Origin of the sequence: Virgibacillus oceani, assembly GCF_041521345.1 — a bacterium.
GTDB classification, from domain to species: Bacteria; Bacillota; Bacilli; order Bacillales; family Amphibacillaceae; genus Virgibacillus_N; species Virgibacillus_N oceani_A.
Genome location: NZ_JBGOHB010000018.1, coordinates 25,384 through 39,723, shown reverse-complemented (window position 1 = coordinate 39,723; position 14,340 = coordinate 25,384). Strand labels below are relative to the sequence as shown.

Sequence of the window (14,340 nt, the reverse complement as noted above, 5' to 3'; positions counted from 1 at the left end):
TCAACATGCCTAAAATGAAAACCCATAAAGGTTCTCAAAAACGCTTTAAAAAAACAGGAACCGGAAAGCTGAAACGTTCTCATGCGTACACAAGCCATATGTTTGCGAATAAATCACAAAAGCAAAAACGCAAACTGCGTAAAAGTGCAATTGTATCTTCCGGTGATTTCAAACGTATTAAAACAATGATGCCTTATAAATAAAATGAACCGAAAAAAATAGATTTAGCTTTTTGGAAAAAGCAAAGGCGAAAGTGCTCGGTTAGCAAAATACGGAATGCGCAAAATGCTCATCCCACAGTAAAGTTTGGCTATCGCTGGGCGCTGGAACCGGTTGTGGCTATTTCGAAATAGCCACAACTATATAATTTTATAATCTGGTAAGTATGTATTAGGAGGGAATTATTATGGCACGTGTAAAAGGTGGAACAGTAACGCGTAAACGTCGTAAACGCGTCCTCAAACTGGCTAAAGGTTATTATGGTTCGAAGAGAGCGTTATTTAAACAAGCAAAACAGCAGGTAATGAAATCAGGTCAATATGCATACCGTGACCGCAGACAGAAAAAACGTGATTTCCGTAAATTATGGATTACACGTATCAATGCAGCAGCGCGTCTGAATGACCTGTCATACAGCCGTTTAATGCATGGTTTGAAAGTAGCAGGAATTGAAGTAAACCGCAAAATGCTTTCCGATCTTGCAATTAATGATGAAAAAGCCTTTGCTCAACTGGCAGATAAAGCAAAAGACGCTCTAAAATAAGAGATAATATAAGAGGTCAAATCCTGGATAGTGATTGAAAGGATTTGGCCTTTTTTATGAAGGAAAAGGCTTGAAAGAAATGAACTAAGAATGGCTACTTCTGCTATATATAAGCTGTAAATAGAGTCGCAATGTTCATGAGATATTTCCCAAGATCTAAAAAGTGACTGAAGAAATGGTCTCGAGTCCCAAATCATGCATAGAATAAATCAGAAGTGCATCGAGAAGTAGTCTCAATTCTCAATTCATACGTAAAGTGATCAAAAAGTTATTGAGGAGCAGTCTCAAAGACAGAAAATCAATAAAAATGTGCATATAAAAACTTTCCAATATGAGTGTGCAAAACAGACCAAACTCATAAATAGGAGGACAGATCAATGAACGATATTTCTATGCTCCTTTTCTACATAATCGGGGTAAACTTACTTTCCTTTATTCTAATGGGAGTGGATAAAAGGAAGGCAGAAAGAAGAAAATACCGCATCCCTGAGCGTACATTTTGGATGCTTGCGATTTTAGGAGGCGCAATCGGCGTAATTTTCGGTATGAAGACGTACCGCCATAAAACAAAGCATGCCTCATTTAAATTTGGTATGCCACTCGTACTCATCATAAATCTTATCCTTGCTGGTTACTTGTTTATTTCTATGTCATAATAGCTCGTCTATTGTCATATACATGTACTGTAATGCAAATTATGAGTGGAAGCATAAAGGAGGCGTGGAATGGAGCATGTTGGTGATTACCTGATAGCTGTGATCGGTACAGGCGGTTTGCTGGCACCGCTCTTATTTATTATCTTTCATCTGATAAGGCCGTTATTCTTTGTTCCGGTTGTGTTTATATGCATATCGGGCGGAATTTTGTTCGGCCCTGTAGCAGGAACGTTTTACTCTCTGATTGGTATCACATTATCAAGCATTTTTTTCTATTTTATTATCCGATGGATGCCAAAGTCGTTCGACAAATTCATAAACCTGAAACAAAAAATTGTAGGGAAAAATACAGCATTTACCACTCCGCAAATTGCCGTTCTCCGACTTATTCCATTTATCCATTTTCATCTTCTCTCCATATGCTTAATAGAAATTACATCAGGTTTTAAGGATTATACGAGAATGTCTTTATTATCCAACGTTCCTTTAGCATTTGTCTACACATCTGTCGGTGGCTGGATATCCAATCTGACACCAATCTATATCATTGCATTCCTGCTATTCCTGCTGCCAGTTATATTCGTACTCAGAAGAAAAGAAATGTATATCAAATGGAACGAATTTTTCCAGGTAAGTACGTAAAACCAGCTCACCTGTAAAATTGCAGGTGAGCATTTAGCTACTCTATACTTGTAATTAGCAGCTGATTAATTGGATGCTTCCATTCAATTTTTGCATGAGGATAGCGCTTTAGAATTTCACTTTCCATAAAATATAAATCATCTCGGGTAAATCCCTTCAATTCAAGGTGGTCTCTTACTGATACATGTATGTCCACTACTTCAAAAGCAGTTTCCGTAGTCCCCAGGTATTTCTCACCGTCAAATAGACAACCCTTATAAACAAACTGCACATTTTTTTTACTGTTCTCAGGCTCATCCAAAAAGAAAAATTCATTCGTTTTTTTTGCTAACTGCAGGCGCCTTTCCGGTTTCCGCAAATATTGAATCCATGTATAAATAAGGAGGACTATAGCAATAAGAATAAGGAGCCGAAACAAAATAACAATCATAGCGGACATGTCTCCCTTTATGTTCAAAATTGATGTCTCAGTTTTTTCTTCCCCAAATGAAACACTTTAACAACAAGTTTTTTTTACACTAACATTGCATACGAAAATATTCGGGTAAAGGTTTCACAAAATTATCGTGATGTGTGATACAATCGATAAAAAGAAGAGGGGGAAGGATGTTTTGGATTGGTCATCATTATATGCTATGCAGCGCGAATTGGACAACTATATTGAATCAAATAATGATTTACATAACAAAGATGTTTTCGAGCAAAAATATTTGGCATTGCTTGTCGAGCTAGGTGAACTGGCGAATGAAACGAGATGCTTTAAATTTTGGAGTGCAAAACCGCCAAGTGAAAAACACACCATATTAGAGGAATATGTGGACGGAATTCATTTTCTGCTGTCACTCGGAAATGAAATTGGTCACCAGTATAAAGGTACACCGCACCCGGCCGGTGAAATATCGATGACAAAACAGTTTAATCAAGTATTTGAAAGATGCACCCTGTTTCATCAGCATCCAGGTGAAACAGCGTATGAAAACATGATGGAAAACTACTTGCAATTGGGTGAACTATTAGGTTTTTCGGAGACGGATATAAAAAATGCATATTATGAAAAAAATGAAGTGAACTATGATCGCCAAAATCAAGGCTACTAAGGACAGAAATGTTTTGTAGTTTAGAAAAAGATCGTTATACTAAAAAGGGTAGATAAAAGAGGAGGTTTTTTCGTATATGGCAAAAATGGATGATACATTAACGATGCTCAAGGATTTAACAGACGCAAAAGGCATCTCAGGACACGAAAAAGAAGCAAGAGATGTAATGGAAAAATATCTTGCACCATATGCAGACGAGGTATATACAGATAATCTTGGCAGCTTAATAGGGAAAAAAGTTGGGAACGAAAAGGGCCCGAAAATTATGGTAGCAGGACATCTGGATGAAATTGGTTTTATGGTTACAAGGGTTGATGACAAAGGCTTTGTATATTTTCAAACGATCGGCGGCTGGTGGAATCAGGTAATGCTTGCCCAGCGAGTTACCATCATGGGTAGTGATGGGGATGTTACCGGAGTAATCGGTTCCAAACCACCCCATATTCTATCGGCGGAAGCACGCAAAAAGCCGGTGGAAATAAAAGATATGTTTATTGATATCGGTGCTTCCAGCAAAGAAGAAGCACTTGAATTTGGTGTGAAACCAGGTGATTCGATTGTACCGTATTTTGAATTCAGCCAGTTGAAAAATGAAAAGATGCTCTTAGCAAAAGCGTGGGATAACCGGATTGGCTGTGCAATAGCGATTGAAGTGTTAAAACAACTAAAAGATGAAGATCATCCGAACGTCGTGTACGGTGTCGGAACGATTCAAGAGGAAGTCGGTCTGCGCGGTGCCCGTACTTCTGCAAATAAAATTGAGCCTGATATCGGTTTTGGCGTGGACGTTGGCATCGCAGGAGATACACCGGGTATTTCAGACCAGGACGCAGACAGCAAACTTGGAAAAGGCCCACAGCTTGTGCTGTATGATGCATCCATGATCTCCCATAAAGGAGTACGTGACTTTATTGTCAATACAGCTGATGAAAATGATATTCCATATCAGTATACATCTATGGCTGGTGGCGGAACGGATTCCGGAGCCATTCATCTGAGTGCAAACGGTGTTCCATCACTATCTATCACGGTTGCAACAAGATATATTCATTCCCATGCAGCGATTTTACATCGTGACGACTTTGAAAATGCGGTTAAATTAATTGTAGAAGCGATTAAAAAAATGGATAGTGAGACTGTAAAAGAAATTAAATTGGCGTAATACTAAATACAAATAAAATATGATGATTCATACCTGGTGGGCTGCCAGGTATTTTTTTATGAAAAAATAGAGGCATTATTATAACACTTGACTACATCGTACATTTTGTTTAAAATGTATTATACAAATTAAAATAATTAAACAGAGGAGGGAAGCATATTGTCCAACCAGCTGGATAAATTGAAAGAAAATCAGGATATTCTTGTTTCTGCGATCGCTCAATCAATGGTTGCTTATGGAGTCTCCCCATCTGTCGGAAGAATTTACGGCGTTCTTTACTTTTCAGATGAACCACTGACGTTGGATGAGATAAAAGATCAAGTGGCCATGAGTAAGGCAAGTGTGAGCAATGGTGTCCGGGAATTAATGGATACGGAAATGGTTACAAAGGTATGGAAAAAAGGGCAGAGGAAAGATCATTTTATTGCTGAAAAGGATTTCCTTAACAATTTCCTTAACTTTTTCGTAAAGATGATCCGCATGGAGCGCGGTATCATTTCAAAAGCAATAGATCAAACAGAAGGTTCCATCAAGGATATTGCTGACAACCCCAGAGAGCCAGAGACTGGAGAGCTTGCCAAAAGGGATATGGAATTAATTTCAAGTACAAAAAACTACTTGGATTGGTTAATGCGACTGGCAAATCATTTTGAGTCCAGGGAAGTTTTCGAACAAATTCCCGAAAAGAAAAAAGATTAAGGTACAGAAGGAGAAATCAGCATGAATAACAGCAATACAGCGCTTCTGCTCATAGATTTGCAGAAGGAATCAAATTTCAGTTTACAAAATATGGATCAAGTTACTGCAAATACGAAGGAAATCTTATTAACAGCAAGGGAAAAGGGATTACCGGTTATATATACAAGGCAGGTTAACCGTGAAGATGGCATTGGCCTTTCTATTGGAGAACCTTTAAATGAAGATGGCACGCCATATTTCTATAATACCGGTACAGAGCAGTTTGATGTTATAGACGAAATAAAACCAAATGAAAAAGATATTATAATCGATAAGTACCGTTGGAGTGCTTTTCATGATACTAATATGGATTTATTATTGAGGAATATGGGGGTAAAGCATCTGCTTGTTGGCGGGGTCGTTACCGATGGCTGTGTATTAACTACTGTTTATGATGCATATTTTAGGGATTATCATGTTCATCTCATAGAGGATATGATCACTGCTACAAATGAAGGTGCACATATTTCAGCAGTCTTAACGATGATTAATTGGATCTATAATTTAAAGGTATATAACACAACAAATATGATTAAAAAATTAAAAGGGGAAAACCATAGCTTTTTTCAGGCGGATGGAACGGATGCTATGCAATTTACCCCGGAAACAATGAGAGATCACATGAAAAAAATTCACCAAGAAATAGAGGGAGAGTCAAAATAAATGAAAAGGTTATTCATCATGATGTTAACAGCTTTGTTTGTTATAGGAGCTTGCGGAACAGATAGTGAGGAAGCAGAACAGGATCAAAATGAAGAAGGGACCGAAGCGGAAAAAGGTGAAATTGTATTTGGCCAAACTTCTTGGACAAGTACTGAAGCACCGACAGAAATTGCCAAGCAAATACTAGAAGAAGCAGGTTATGAAGTAGAAATTGTACTTTTGGATCAGCCGGTAATATGGGAAGGGCTTGCTACTGAGGAAATTGATTTCTTCATGGATGCATGGCTGCCATATACTGAAGCTGCCCTTTGGGAAGAATATGAAGATACGCTGCAGCAAGTAGCTGTATCCTATGAAGAGGTGCCTCTTGGGTTTGTCGTTCCGGAGTACGTGGAAGAGGAAACCATAGATGATCTTGCTGGAAATGCTGAAAAATTCGATGGTGAAGTAGTGACCATTGATGATGGAGCAGGTATTGTGGAAATAGCTAAGCAAGTATTTGCAGATGATAATTATGATCTGGAAGGCTATGAATTAGTGCCTACAAGTGAAGCAGCTATGCTGGCAGTATTGGAAGAAAAGATATCCTCTGAGGAGCCTTTTATTATTACCGGGTGGCGTCCGCATTCCATGTTTACACGTCATGACCTGAAATTCCTTGAGGATACACAGGAGCATTACCAATACGACAATGTTTATGTGCTTTCCTATAAAGGAATAGAAGAGAAACATCCTGAAGCATATGATATTCTATCTCAATGGAGCATAGATGTTAATGACTTGGAAGAAATGATGTTCGAATATGAACAAAATGGTGTAGAATTTGAAGATAGCGCCGAAGCATGGATAGAAGATAACAGGAGCATCGTTGAAGAATGGTTAAATAACTAAGAAACAAACCTCATTCCATCTGTTTGGAATGAGGTTACTTTTATGCCAAATAATCATCCATCACTTTTCGCACATAATTCTGTGTTTCCTTAAAAGGAGGAATCCCCTGATACTTATCAACATTACCAGGTCCTGCATTATAGGCGGCAAGAGCCAGCTCCATATTTCCGTTATAACGCTTGAGCATTTGACTTAAATATTTTGTTCCGCCATGTACGTTTTGCTGTGGATCAAAGGCATTCGCGACTCCCAACCCTCTGGCAGTTGCCGGCATTAATTGCATCAATCCTTCAGCACCCGCACTACTTCTGGCATTCAAATTATAATTTGACTCTGTTTTAATTACAGCGTGAATCAGGTTCTCATCGATGCCGTACTCATTCGCTGCTTCCTGAATATATGTATTAAAAGACGCAGGTGCTGCAGCTTGCGTTATGGAATCATTGGCTGCATTTGGTATTCCCGGTATGGCCATTGGGTTTCCTTGAGCTGGTAATGATGATTGCATTGTTTGAGCCTGATTAATTTTTTGCTGCAATAGTTGTTGGAATGACGAATCTCCCATGGAAGCCTGACCGGAATACAATTTGTCATTTCCAGTAAGAACAGACATTGCCTGATGTTGTATAAGTTGCTGTAAATCTCTTATTTCCATATCGTTCCTCTCCTCTAAATTTATCGCAGTGTAACTGGCTGTAAGACTTCCACTACAAGAATGAAGGAATCAAGAAAATTCTAAATGGGAGATCCAACAGCCAGTAACGGCCCGATTGGTTCAACTAACATTCAGTGGGGGATGGGAACGCAGACTAAAATCGCCACGTCCTGGGGCTACGGTACAGTGGGTTCCTCGCCCCACCGAAAAACATTGTGGTGACGTCTGCATGACCTACGTCCTGTAGGCCTAAACCCCCACTGAATGATGTTTCACTTTATTTTACAATAGAATCTGCCGGAATCAAAGTTTTCAGGAAAAAGAGATGATTTTCTTTCCGGAACTTTGTAAAATTTCTTCATAGAAAGGATCTTCTCCGATACATATTACCCTATCACAAAGCGAGATGATCTCATCCATATCATGGGAGGTGTAAACAATTGCTCTTCCACGTTGATTAGCTTGATCTTTTAAATAACTTCCTATTTCCTTTCTTGATTTCAAGTCAATTCCGACGGTTGGCTCGTCTAGCAATAACAGCTCTGGGTCATGGATAAGGCTGATTGCCAAATTTAATTTCCGTTTCATCCCTCCGGACAATTTTTTTACCGGTTCTTTCCACTTTTCCAGCTTCATATCAAGGCAAAGCTGCCTTAATTCTTGATTTGTTTTTCTTTTCCAAGATAATTTCTCGAAAAATAGCATATTTTCTTCTACCGTGAATTCCTCCCAGATCGCAATATCCTGAGGAACATAGCCAATTTGTTTCCGCAGTAATTTATAATGCTTATTATAATCTAATGCTTTTAAAGTAAGGTTCCCATCGGTTGGTACCTGAAGTGTAGCCAATATATTTAATAATGTGGACTTTCCAGCACCGTTTTCGCCAACAAGCCCAATAATTTCTCCCTTTTCCACACGTAAACTAATGGCTTCCAAAATAGTTTTTTTACCATATTCTTTTGACAACGCGTTAACTTCAAGCATATGCTTTCTCCTTTCTGATGAACCAAAGACCGATGAAAAGAAGGAAAATCAGCAACCATATCAGGCTCGCTTCTCCGTTCAAAAATGCCCTGAACGGATTTAAAATTTCCAGCAAGGATATTCTATTCGTTAGTCCTTCTGTTGGTAATACAGCGCCGCTTATAATAGCTATTAATAATGTAAGTGCAAATGAAACAGTATAAAACATAGAAACACTTCTAAACAGCATCGTGAACAAAAAGACGCCGGTGTTAAGCATGAATCGATAGCTAATCAATACGAAAAGAAAAAACCAGCTAAGTTCTCCTCCTAAGAATATATGAAAGGTGAAAACGGTAAGGAAATCAAATATGAGAAATAACAGTGTATAGATCAAAGCATTTAGCATTAAATAAAGTTTAAAGGAAATCCGGAAGAAAATGAATCTCGGATAAAGATTATTTCTTCGTTCTTTTATTAACCAGTCGAATAACAGCAGTGCGGCCAGTATGCTGAACACAGTCCATAGTCCCCACGCATCTAACAGGATCATATTTCCATCTGAAGAATCAGGTACAGCACCCTGAAAGGAAAAAGCGGTTTGCAGCAAATTTTCCTCTGCTTCTACCTCCTTGCTTTTGGCAACCACTTCTTCCCATGACCATAGGTTTGCAATGTCATAGGCTTCGCTTAAATCTAAAACAGTATATGCAGCCTTTGACCTGCCTGTATCCTGCTGGACATAAGAGATAATCATTTCTGAGACGGGGGTATAGGCAAAGGACAAGTCCGACTGATAGGTCATGAGTAAACGATTCCTTGTCCCACGTTCTACTTGATCCTGATACCCATCCCGGATGACAAATACACTATCGAGTTCATGCATTTCCAAGGAACGCAGTGCCTCTTTTTCCGTCATTTCCTCTACACGTATGAAATCTGTCTGCATGATAGACTCTACCAGCTCATTTGCCAGCATGGAGTCTTCTTCCATCACGACTCCAACGGGAATTTCACTATCTTCCTGAACGTTACTTGTTATATACATAACACTGATCGTCGCAACCATCGGAAACAGGAGCCAGAATAACAAGGTTAGCACTTGTTTTCTCCAGTGTAAGAGACGCATTTTTAATATAGAGATCATGATTGTATCCGCTCCTTTCCGATGGATATTCCAAGTAAAAGGAACAAACCGATTCCACTCATCAACAGCAGGGGGTTAAAGTCAGCATAAAAGCGCTGGTGAACGATAATTTCCTGCAGCCAGAAAAAAGTTTCTGCGGAAAAGATGTAATCAAGGAAATTCTGGAGACTTAGTGGAAAATAAATCGTCGGAACCAGCGCCCCACTAAACAGTAATACGGCAGTCGTAAATAAAGCTTGAAATAAAAGCCGTAATTTTTGAGAAGTAATCAGCACTTCAATAATAGATAAAGAAGTAAGGAACAAAAGACTGTACAAAATGGTAATCCCAGCCACTCTGCTGAAATTGGCTCCTGTAAGGTCCCACTCCAATAATATATAAAATAACAAAAACAGCCCGCCGGCAAAAAGAATAGCGACTGCCAGCGTGACAAATACCCTTGCCAGGATCTGCTGTATTTCCATCACACCATACAGCTTCATCCGATTCTTCATTTTCACCGTATCTTCTCTGCTCAGGAAAGTGTAGATAGTGATAAGCCAGATGGTTAAAATGATAAACCAGCCTGACATACTGAAATAATTCAGCGGTTGTGAAGTCGCCACGTTTTCAATTTCTCTTTCTGTTAATATTCTATCTTTCCCAATCGTATAAAACACAAATTCTTGAAACTGTTCAAACAATAGATCATTTCTAGCTTCACCGCCCATGTCCATTTCGCCGGCATAGTGATTAATAGTAAGTATGTTTGCCTGGGAAGCACGGATATGTCTGGCAACACTTTCAATCAATTCATTAATAATGTAACTTTGGATCGGCTGATGGGGATTTCCAATGATCGGCATTTCCACCGAATTTCCCTGATATAAATTATTTGTAAATGCTTCCGGCAGGGTAATATAGGAACTGATACCATCTTCCTCAATAGCTGATTCTGCTTCCAATTCTGTCATGCTATGTATTTGTATATATTCTCCCAGCTGTGATGCTTCTTCCATTAACTGTACTACTAATTGCGTTTCTTTCGTATTGTCCAAGTCAACAAGACCAATATGTAATGTTTCCTGATCATCTTGAATAAAAAAAGTAATAATAATGGCAACGACAAGTCCAACTATAACAATGGGAAAAAGCAAAAGAAGAGGAAGTGATAGCCACTTCCTCTGGAGCTGCTTAACATTATTTGAAATGAATAATTGAAGCTTTTGGACGAACTGCATTCGACCACTTCCTATCTCTCAGTAAAATTAAAACCCGACGCTGCCGCCTTCCGACATGATTCCCATTAGCCACTGCTGGAACTGTGGTGTTACTTCCATTTCAAAATAGTTCATAAGCTCGTCGGCATTCATGCTTCCTACATCTCTCACATTTTCTTCATCAGGTATTTCCACACCATCAATAGTTTGTGAGTCTATCGTCATGAAAAACCCAAACATGTCCGGGTCGACATCGGTTCCATCCACGGAAATTTCATGTTCTGAGTTCATTTGGTCATTGTCATAGGTTGCTGAACCACTCCAGATGAGACTGCCGTTACTGAAGTCATCATCAAAAGAAAAAGTACGTTCAAAATCTCGTGTTCCATCTACAAGCGTTTCTGATCCATTATAGCTTAATTGTACTACATTCGGAATAGTTAGTGTAATTGTGTCTTCTATTCTCTCATCCTCTGATGATAGATCTCCGGAAATATTCATGCTGCCTTCATCTGAAGGATCAGAAAAGCTGAGCTCATAATCGAATGATTGGCTGGAGGTATCCAATAGCTGTTCACCCGCCACATTGAATGTAACCAGGTCATCCTCGGAGGAGCCTATGGAAACTTCAAAGTCACGCTTTGCAACCAGGTCATTATGAACCCAAAGGGTAGATGTCAGTCCTTCAGGTATATACAAATTTTCAACAGCTTCCTCTGCATCTTCCAGTCCTTCTTCAAATTCGCTGATCATCCTGTCAATTTCCTGATCCATCATTGGATCAGTGGCAACTAATGGATTAAATTGTTCACGCATTAATTCTTTTAATCTCTCATCTTCCTGCATTTTGGCAATAACTAGATTAATAAGCTCTTTCATTTCTTCTTCCGTAAGATGCAATGTTATTTTCTCTGTATCAAGGGATTCCCCCATAATCTGTGTAGCTTCATCCTCACTGGTAAACGCGCTTTCAGGTAATTCTTCAAAGATCATTTCCAGATATTCTTCCTGAAAATGTTCCAGATCCTCTTCAGTGAGGAAACCGCTAGTACCATCAAATACAGAGTCCAGGCCCAGTGTCTCTTCCCCTGTAAAAGTAGCAGGATCAAATTCATGCAATAGAGGACCAAAATCTTCATCCATCAATTGCAAGATTTCTTCTAAAAAAGGCAAACCAAGTAATACCCGTTCAGAAGTTAAGTGAAAATTAATCCCGTCAACCTCTATTCCTCCAATATTTGCAAGTAATTCAGCTGACAACTCCTCATTTTCCATATCCGTTGCACTAGTTATCGTGAGACTGGAGTTGTTAATAATTTGTGACGGATCCATTCCCATTGTTCCAGAACCGCCAAATGGGTCATTGTATTCTGCTGCTAATTCAATGGTTGATTCTGTCACATTTTCTTGTGTATGTTTCAGCCAGTTCATTTCCGGTTCATAACGATCCTCGACTGTTTCTACCATAAAATCAATGGTATCCCTTTCAGCCAGAAAGTATTTTTCCTTCTCTCCAAGATTCAGCATCATCATTGCTGCTGCACCTCCGCCAATCACAACTACTGCTGCTACAATAATTGCAATTAAGCCTTTTGGTGCACCTTTTTTTGTTTCTTCTGCCATAATAATTTTCCCCTCTCTTTGGCAACTAAGGCTTCCGTCGCAAAAGCTCACTGTATAAGCATCTGTAAGTATCCTTTTAGCGACAAGCCAAGTTTTCTAATCCCCATTTACAATTATATGTATTTGTCATGAGAAATTATATAACATTAAAGCACCATTATAATTTATATCACTTTAAAAAAAGGCAGTCAAATAATGTCAGTTATTATTCTTGTGAATTAAAATGGGAACTTGAATAAATAAATAATACTTTTCACCTATATTATTGATTTATTATGTTGTTTGGTTGATATTATTTAACGATTAATAGGTCAAAAGTATCATTTTATAAAAACAAATAATATCTCTTTCCTGTTTATAGATGTAACCGATTCTTGGTGTGAAATCGGAAAAAAATGGGACAAAACAATACAAATCCAAGGAAGATCCGAACTTTCGTTCACACCACCGCTCCGGCTACATACTTCGCTTTCACCACGGGCACAAGTACGACATCTCTTCAAACTCCCTTTGGTCGTTTTCAGCGTCTTCTTTTTCGCGGGTGGCTGGTGAGCCTCCGCGCGCCACCCTAGCTTATGGGGTCTCACCGAGGCCATTCCTCACGCAAATCTTTACGGTGGGCCATATGTTGCCGGAGCTAATGTGTAAAACTTTCGGATTCTGGATCGTAATTCTAGTTTTGTCCCAGCTTCCTATTTTCCATGTCTTAACCGAGATTAAAATACCATGCTATTCAGTTGTCTCTTGCTGAACTCCCTGTTCCAAAGCTTCTATCATACCTTGCTTATTCTGTTCATCAGATTGATTCCATATTAATTCAAAGAGTACACCAAGTCCGGGCAGCATTTTTTCTTCCCCGGCCTGCACTGCATCTACAATTGTTGCCTCCAATTGTTCCTGATCATTGGAAGCAATGTTGGATAAAATCGCTTTTCGTAAATTTAAATCCATTATTTTCACCCCTTTAATTCTTCTGCAGAATTAGATATTAACTATCTTTTCTGCCATGTTAGTAATAGTTTGACCCGCGTACAGAAAAATATGTATGATAATAGAACAATCGGTAAATGAGGATGAACAAGATGATCACATCGGTAAGAAATGAAAAAGTAAAAGCGTGGAAAAAATTACATAAACGGAAGGATCGAATGAAAACAAATACTTTTCTCATTGAAGGCTTCCATTTGCTGGAGGAGGCCATGAACAGCAACTGGGTTATCCGGGAAGTTATAGTCCAACATGATGTAATACTTCCAGACCGGATTAACCAGTTACCGACCGCTGAAGTGAGTGAACATGTTTTTAACGGGATATCACAGACTAAAACACCACAGGGAATTGCAGCTGTTGTGGAGATGAAAGAAACGCAGGCGATGGAAGGTAAATTTGTATTGCTTATTGATGCTGTACAAGATCCAGGGAACTTGGGAACCATCATCCGAACAGCTGATGCCTTTGGTGTGGCAGGAGTAATTTTAGGAATGGATACGGTAGATGTTTATAATGAAAAAGTAATTCGTGCAACACAGGGATCCCTTTTTCATATACCAATCCGCCAAAATGATCTTAAAGAGGAAATAACCAAATTGCAGCATAATGATGTTAAAGTATGGGCAACAGCGCTTAAGGGGGCGATGCAATTTAATAACCTTGAAGTCCCTGAAAAGACAGCATTGCTTATTGGCAATGAAGGAGCCGGTGTGAAAGAAGAACTGCTTGAAGCTGCTGATGAAATTGTAAATATTCCTATCTCCGGGAAGGCGGAATCACTCAATGTGAGTGTTGCCACAGGTATATTAATGTATTATATAAAGGGATAAAAAGTTGCAACCTTTCTTTAAATTATCTATAATATAAGTTACATATTAATCGCGTTGAAAGAGATGGATAATGTGATAATAATGAAGGAAGGGAAGAAATGCCCTGGACTGCAAGCATTTCTATTCATTATCATTATCCTTTCACTCTGGAGCTGACACGCAGGACCTTGTTTATCAAGTAAAGGTGTTCCGGAAAGAATTTTCCGTTATCAAAAAAAGCTGGTCACAGGATAAGTATATCTGTGTCAATTAGGGTGGTACCGCGAAATAATAGCCTCGTCCCTTGTCTGGGATAGAGGCTTTTTTGTAGTTACATGT

Annotated in this window: 17 protein-coding genes; 10 read left to right on the top strand and 7 right to left on the bottom strand. The window is 38.9% G+C overall.

Annotated elements, in window-relative coordinates; translation table 11 throughout:
* The first annotated feature begins 5 nt into the window (after positions 1 to 5).
* The 4 genes from rpmI to ACDX78_RS13960 all read left to right on the top strand — a co-directional run bounded on the left by rpmI (position 6) and on the right by ACDX78_RS13960 (position 2,061).
* The gene (gene rpmI / locus ACDX78_RS13975; protein ID WP_461183065.1) at positions 6 to 203 is read left to right on the top strand and encodes a 50S ribosomal protein L35; all 198 of its coding nucleotides are present in this window, start codon (positions 6 to 8) and stop codon (positions 201 to 203) included.
* A 203-nt stretch (positions 204 to 406) separates the two neighbouring features.
* Positions 407 to 763: a 50S ribosomal protein L20 gene (gene rplT / locus ACDX78_RS13970; protein WP_486028766.1), complete on the top strand. Its 357-nt coding sequence runs from the start codon at positions 407 to 409 to the stop codon at positions 761 to 763.
* A gap of 377 nt (positions 764 to 1,140) precedes the next feature.
* A complete protein-coding gene (locus ACDX78_RS13965; RefSeq protein WP_486028765.1) occupies positions 1,141 to 1,419 on the top strand; it encodes a DUF1294 domain-containing protein in 279 nt (92 codons plus the stop codon).
* A gap of 69 nt (positions 1,420 to 1,488) precedes the next feature.
* A complete protein-coding gene (locus tag ACDX78_RS13960; protein WP_486028764.1) occupies positions 1,489 to 2,061 on the top strand; it encodes a TVP38/TMEM64 family protein in 573 nt (190 codons plus the stop codon).
* A 37-nt stretch (positions 2,062 to 2,098) separates the two neighbouring features.
* Here the strand turns inward: ACDX78_RS13960 and ACDX78_RS13955 are convergent, their stop codons facing one another.
* Complete coding sequence (locus ACDX78_RS13955; protein ID WP_486028763.1) at positions 2,099 to 2,491, bottom strand: sigma-w pathway protein ysdB; 393 nt, start codon at positions 2,489 to 2,491, stop codon at positions 2,099 to 2,101.
* Positions 2,492 to 2,672: 181 nt separating this feature from the next.
* On the opposite strand from ACDX78_RS13955, the gene ACDX78_RS13950 reads away from it, so the two are divergent.
* The 5 genes from ACDX78_RS13950 to ACDX78_RS13930 all read left to right on the top strand — a co-directional run bounded on the left by ACDX78_RS13950 (position 2,673) and on the right by ACDX78_RS13930 (position 6,612).
* The gene (locus ACDX78_RS13950) at positions 2,673 to 3,158 is read left to right on the top strand and encodes a dUTP diphosphatase (protein ID WP_486028762.1); all 486 of its coding nucleotides are present in this window, start codon (positions 2,673 to 2,675) and stop codon (positions 3,156 to 3,158) included.
* A gap of 76 nt (positions 3,159 to 3,234) precedes the next feature.
* On the top strand, positions 3,235 to 4,320 hold the full coding sequence (locus ACDX78_RS13945; RefSeq protein ID WP_486028761.1) for a M42 family metallopeptidase: 1,086 nt from the start codon (positions 3,235 to 3,237) through the stop codon (positions 4,318 to 4,320).
* Between the two features lie 159 nt (positions 4,321 to 4,479).
* On the top strand, positions 4,480 to 5,019 hold the full coding sequence (locus tag ACDX78_RS13940) for a GbsR/MarR family transcriptional regulator (RefSeq protein ID WP_486028760.1): 540 nt from the start codon (positions 4,480 to 4,482) through the stop codon (positions 5,017 to 5,019).
* A gap of 21 nt (positions 5,020 to 5,040) precedes the next feature.
* The gene (locus ACDX78_RS13935; protein ID WP_486028759.1) at positions 5,041 to 5,721 is read left to right on the top strand and encodes a cysteine hydrolase family protein; all 681 of its coding nucleotides are present in this window, start codon (positions 5,041 to 5,043) and stop codon (positions 5,719 to 5,721) included.
* Entirely contained in the window at positions 5,722 to 6,612 is an 891-nt protein-coding gene (locus ACDX78_RS13930) for a glycine betaine ABC transporter substrate-binding protein (RefSeq protein ID WP_486028758.1), read from the top strand.
* A 40-nt stretch (positions 6,613 to 6,652) separates the two neighbouring features.
* On the opposite strand, the gene ACDX78_RS13925 is transcribed toward ACDX78_RS13930, so the two are convergent.
* The 6 genes from ACDX78_RS13925 to sspI form a co-directional block, all read right to left on the bottom strand.
* Positions 6,653 to 7,267, bottom strand: coding sequence for a lytic transglycosylase domain-containing protein (locus ACDX78_RS13925; RefSeq protein ID WP_486028757.1), 615 nt, complete (start codon positions 7,265 to 7,267; stop codon positions 6,653 to 6,655).
* A 312-nt stretch (positions 7,268 to 7,579) separates the two neighbouring features.
* Positions 7,580 to 8,254: an ABC transporter ATP-binding protein gene (locus ACDX78_RS13920; RefSeq protein WP_486028756.1), complete on the bottom strand. Its 675-nt coding sequence runs from the start codon at positions 8,252 to 8,254 to the stop codon at positions 7,580 to 7,582.
* Entirely contained in the window at positions 8,247 to 9,380 is a 1,134-nt protein-coding gene (locus ACDX78_RS13915; protein WP_486028755.1) for an ABC transporter permease, read from the bottom strand. The genes ACDX78_RS13920 and ACDX78_RS13915 overlap by 8 nt, the downstream gene beginning before the upstream one ends.
* Entirely contained in the window at positions 9,377 to 10,600 is a 1,224-nt protein-coding gene (locus tag ACDX78_RS13910; RefSeq protein ID WP_486028754.1) for an ABC transporter permease, read from the bottom strand. Before ACDX78_RS13910 ends, ACDX78_RS13915 begins: the two co-directional genes overlap by 4 nt.
* A gap of 27 nt (positions 10,601 to 10,627) precedes the next feature.
* The gene (locus ACDX78_RS13905; protein ID WP_486028753.1) at positions 10,628 to 12,202 is read right to left on the bottom strand and encodes a hypothetical protein; all 1,575 of its coding nucleotides are present in this window, start codon (positions 12,200 to 12,202) and stop codon (positions 10,628 to 10,630) included.
* 729 nt (positions 12,203 to 12,931) lie between these two features.
* Positions 12,932 to 13,153, bottom strand: coding sequence for a small acid-soluble spore protein SspI (gene sspI / locus ACDX78_RS13900; protein ID WP_486028752.1), 222 nt, complete (start codon positions 13,151 to 13,153; stop codon positions 12,932 to 12,934).
* A 131-nt stretch (positions 13,154 to 13,284) separates the two neighbouring features.
* On the opposite strand from sspI, the gene ACDX78_RS13895 reads away from it, so the two are divergent.
* Entirely contained in the window at positions 13,285 to 14,022 is a 738-nt protein-coding gene (locus ACDX78_RS13895; protein ID WP_486028751.1) for a TrmH family RNA methyltransferase, read from the top strand.
* The last annotated feature ends 318 nt before the right edge of the window (positions 14,023 to 14,340 follow it).

Coding starts and splice junctions, on each gene's coding strand:
- ACDX78_RS13935 (WP_486028759.1), top strand. CDS start 5,041: ATGAATAACAGCAATACAGCGCTTCTGCTCATAGATTTGCAGAAGGAA.
- ACDX78_RS13915 (WP_486028755.1), bottom strand. CDS start 9,380: ATGATCTCTATATTAAAAATGCGTCTCTTACACTGGAGAAAACAAGTG.
- ACDX78_RS13930 (WP_486028758.1), top strand. CDS start 5,722: ATGAAAAGGTTATTCATCATGATGTTAACAGCTTTGTTTGTTATAGGA.
- ACDX78_RS13925 (WP_486028757.1), bottom strand. CDS start 7,267: ATGGAAATAAGAGATTTACAGCAACTTATACAACATCAGGCAATGTCT.
- ACDX78_RS13895 (WP_486028751.1), top strand. CDS start 13,285: ATGATCACATCGGTAAGAAATGAAAAAGTAAAAGCGTGGAAAAAATTA.
- ACDX78_RS13960 (WP_486028764.1), top strand. CDS start 1,489: ATGGAGCATGTTGGTGATTACCTGATAGCTGTGATCGGTACAGGCGGT.
- rplT (WP_486028766.1), top strand. CDS start 407: ATGGCACGTGTAAAAGGTGGAACAGTAACGCGTAAACGTCGTAAACGC.
- ACDX78_RS13905 (WP_486028753.1), bottom strand. CDS start 12,202: ATGGCAGAAGAAACAAAAAAAGGTGCACCAAAAGGCTTAATTGCAATT.
- ACDX78_RS13955 (WP_486028763.1), bottom strand. CDS start 2,491: ATGATTGTTATTTTGTTTCGGCTCCTTATTCTTATTGCTATAGTCCTC.
- rpmI (WP_461183065.1), top strand. CDS start 6: ATGCCTAAAATGAAAACCCATAAAGGTTCTCAAAAACGCTTTAAAAAA.
- ACDX78_RS13965 (WP_486028765.1), top strand. CDS start 1,141: ATGAACGATATTTCTATGCTCCTTTTCTACATAATCGGGGTAAACTTA.
- ACDX78_RS13945 (WP_486028761.1), top strand. CDS start 3,235: ATGGCAAAAATGGATGATACATTAACGATGCTCAAGGATTTAACAGAC.
- ACDX78_RS13920 (WP_486028756.1), bottom strand. CDS start 8,254: ATGCTTGAAGTTAACGCGTTGTCAAAAGAATATGGTAAAAAAACTATT.
- sspI (WP_486028752.1), bottom strand. CDS start 13,153: ATGGATTTAAATTTACGAAAAGCGATTTTATCCAACATTGCTTCCAAT.
- ACDX78_RS13910 (WP_486028754.1), bottom strand. CDS start 10,600: ATGCAGTTCGTCCAAAAGCTTCAATTATTCATTTCAAATAATGTTAAG.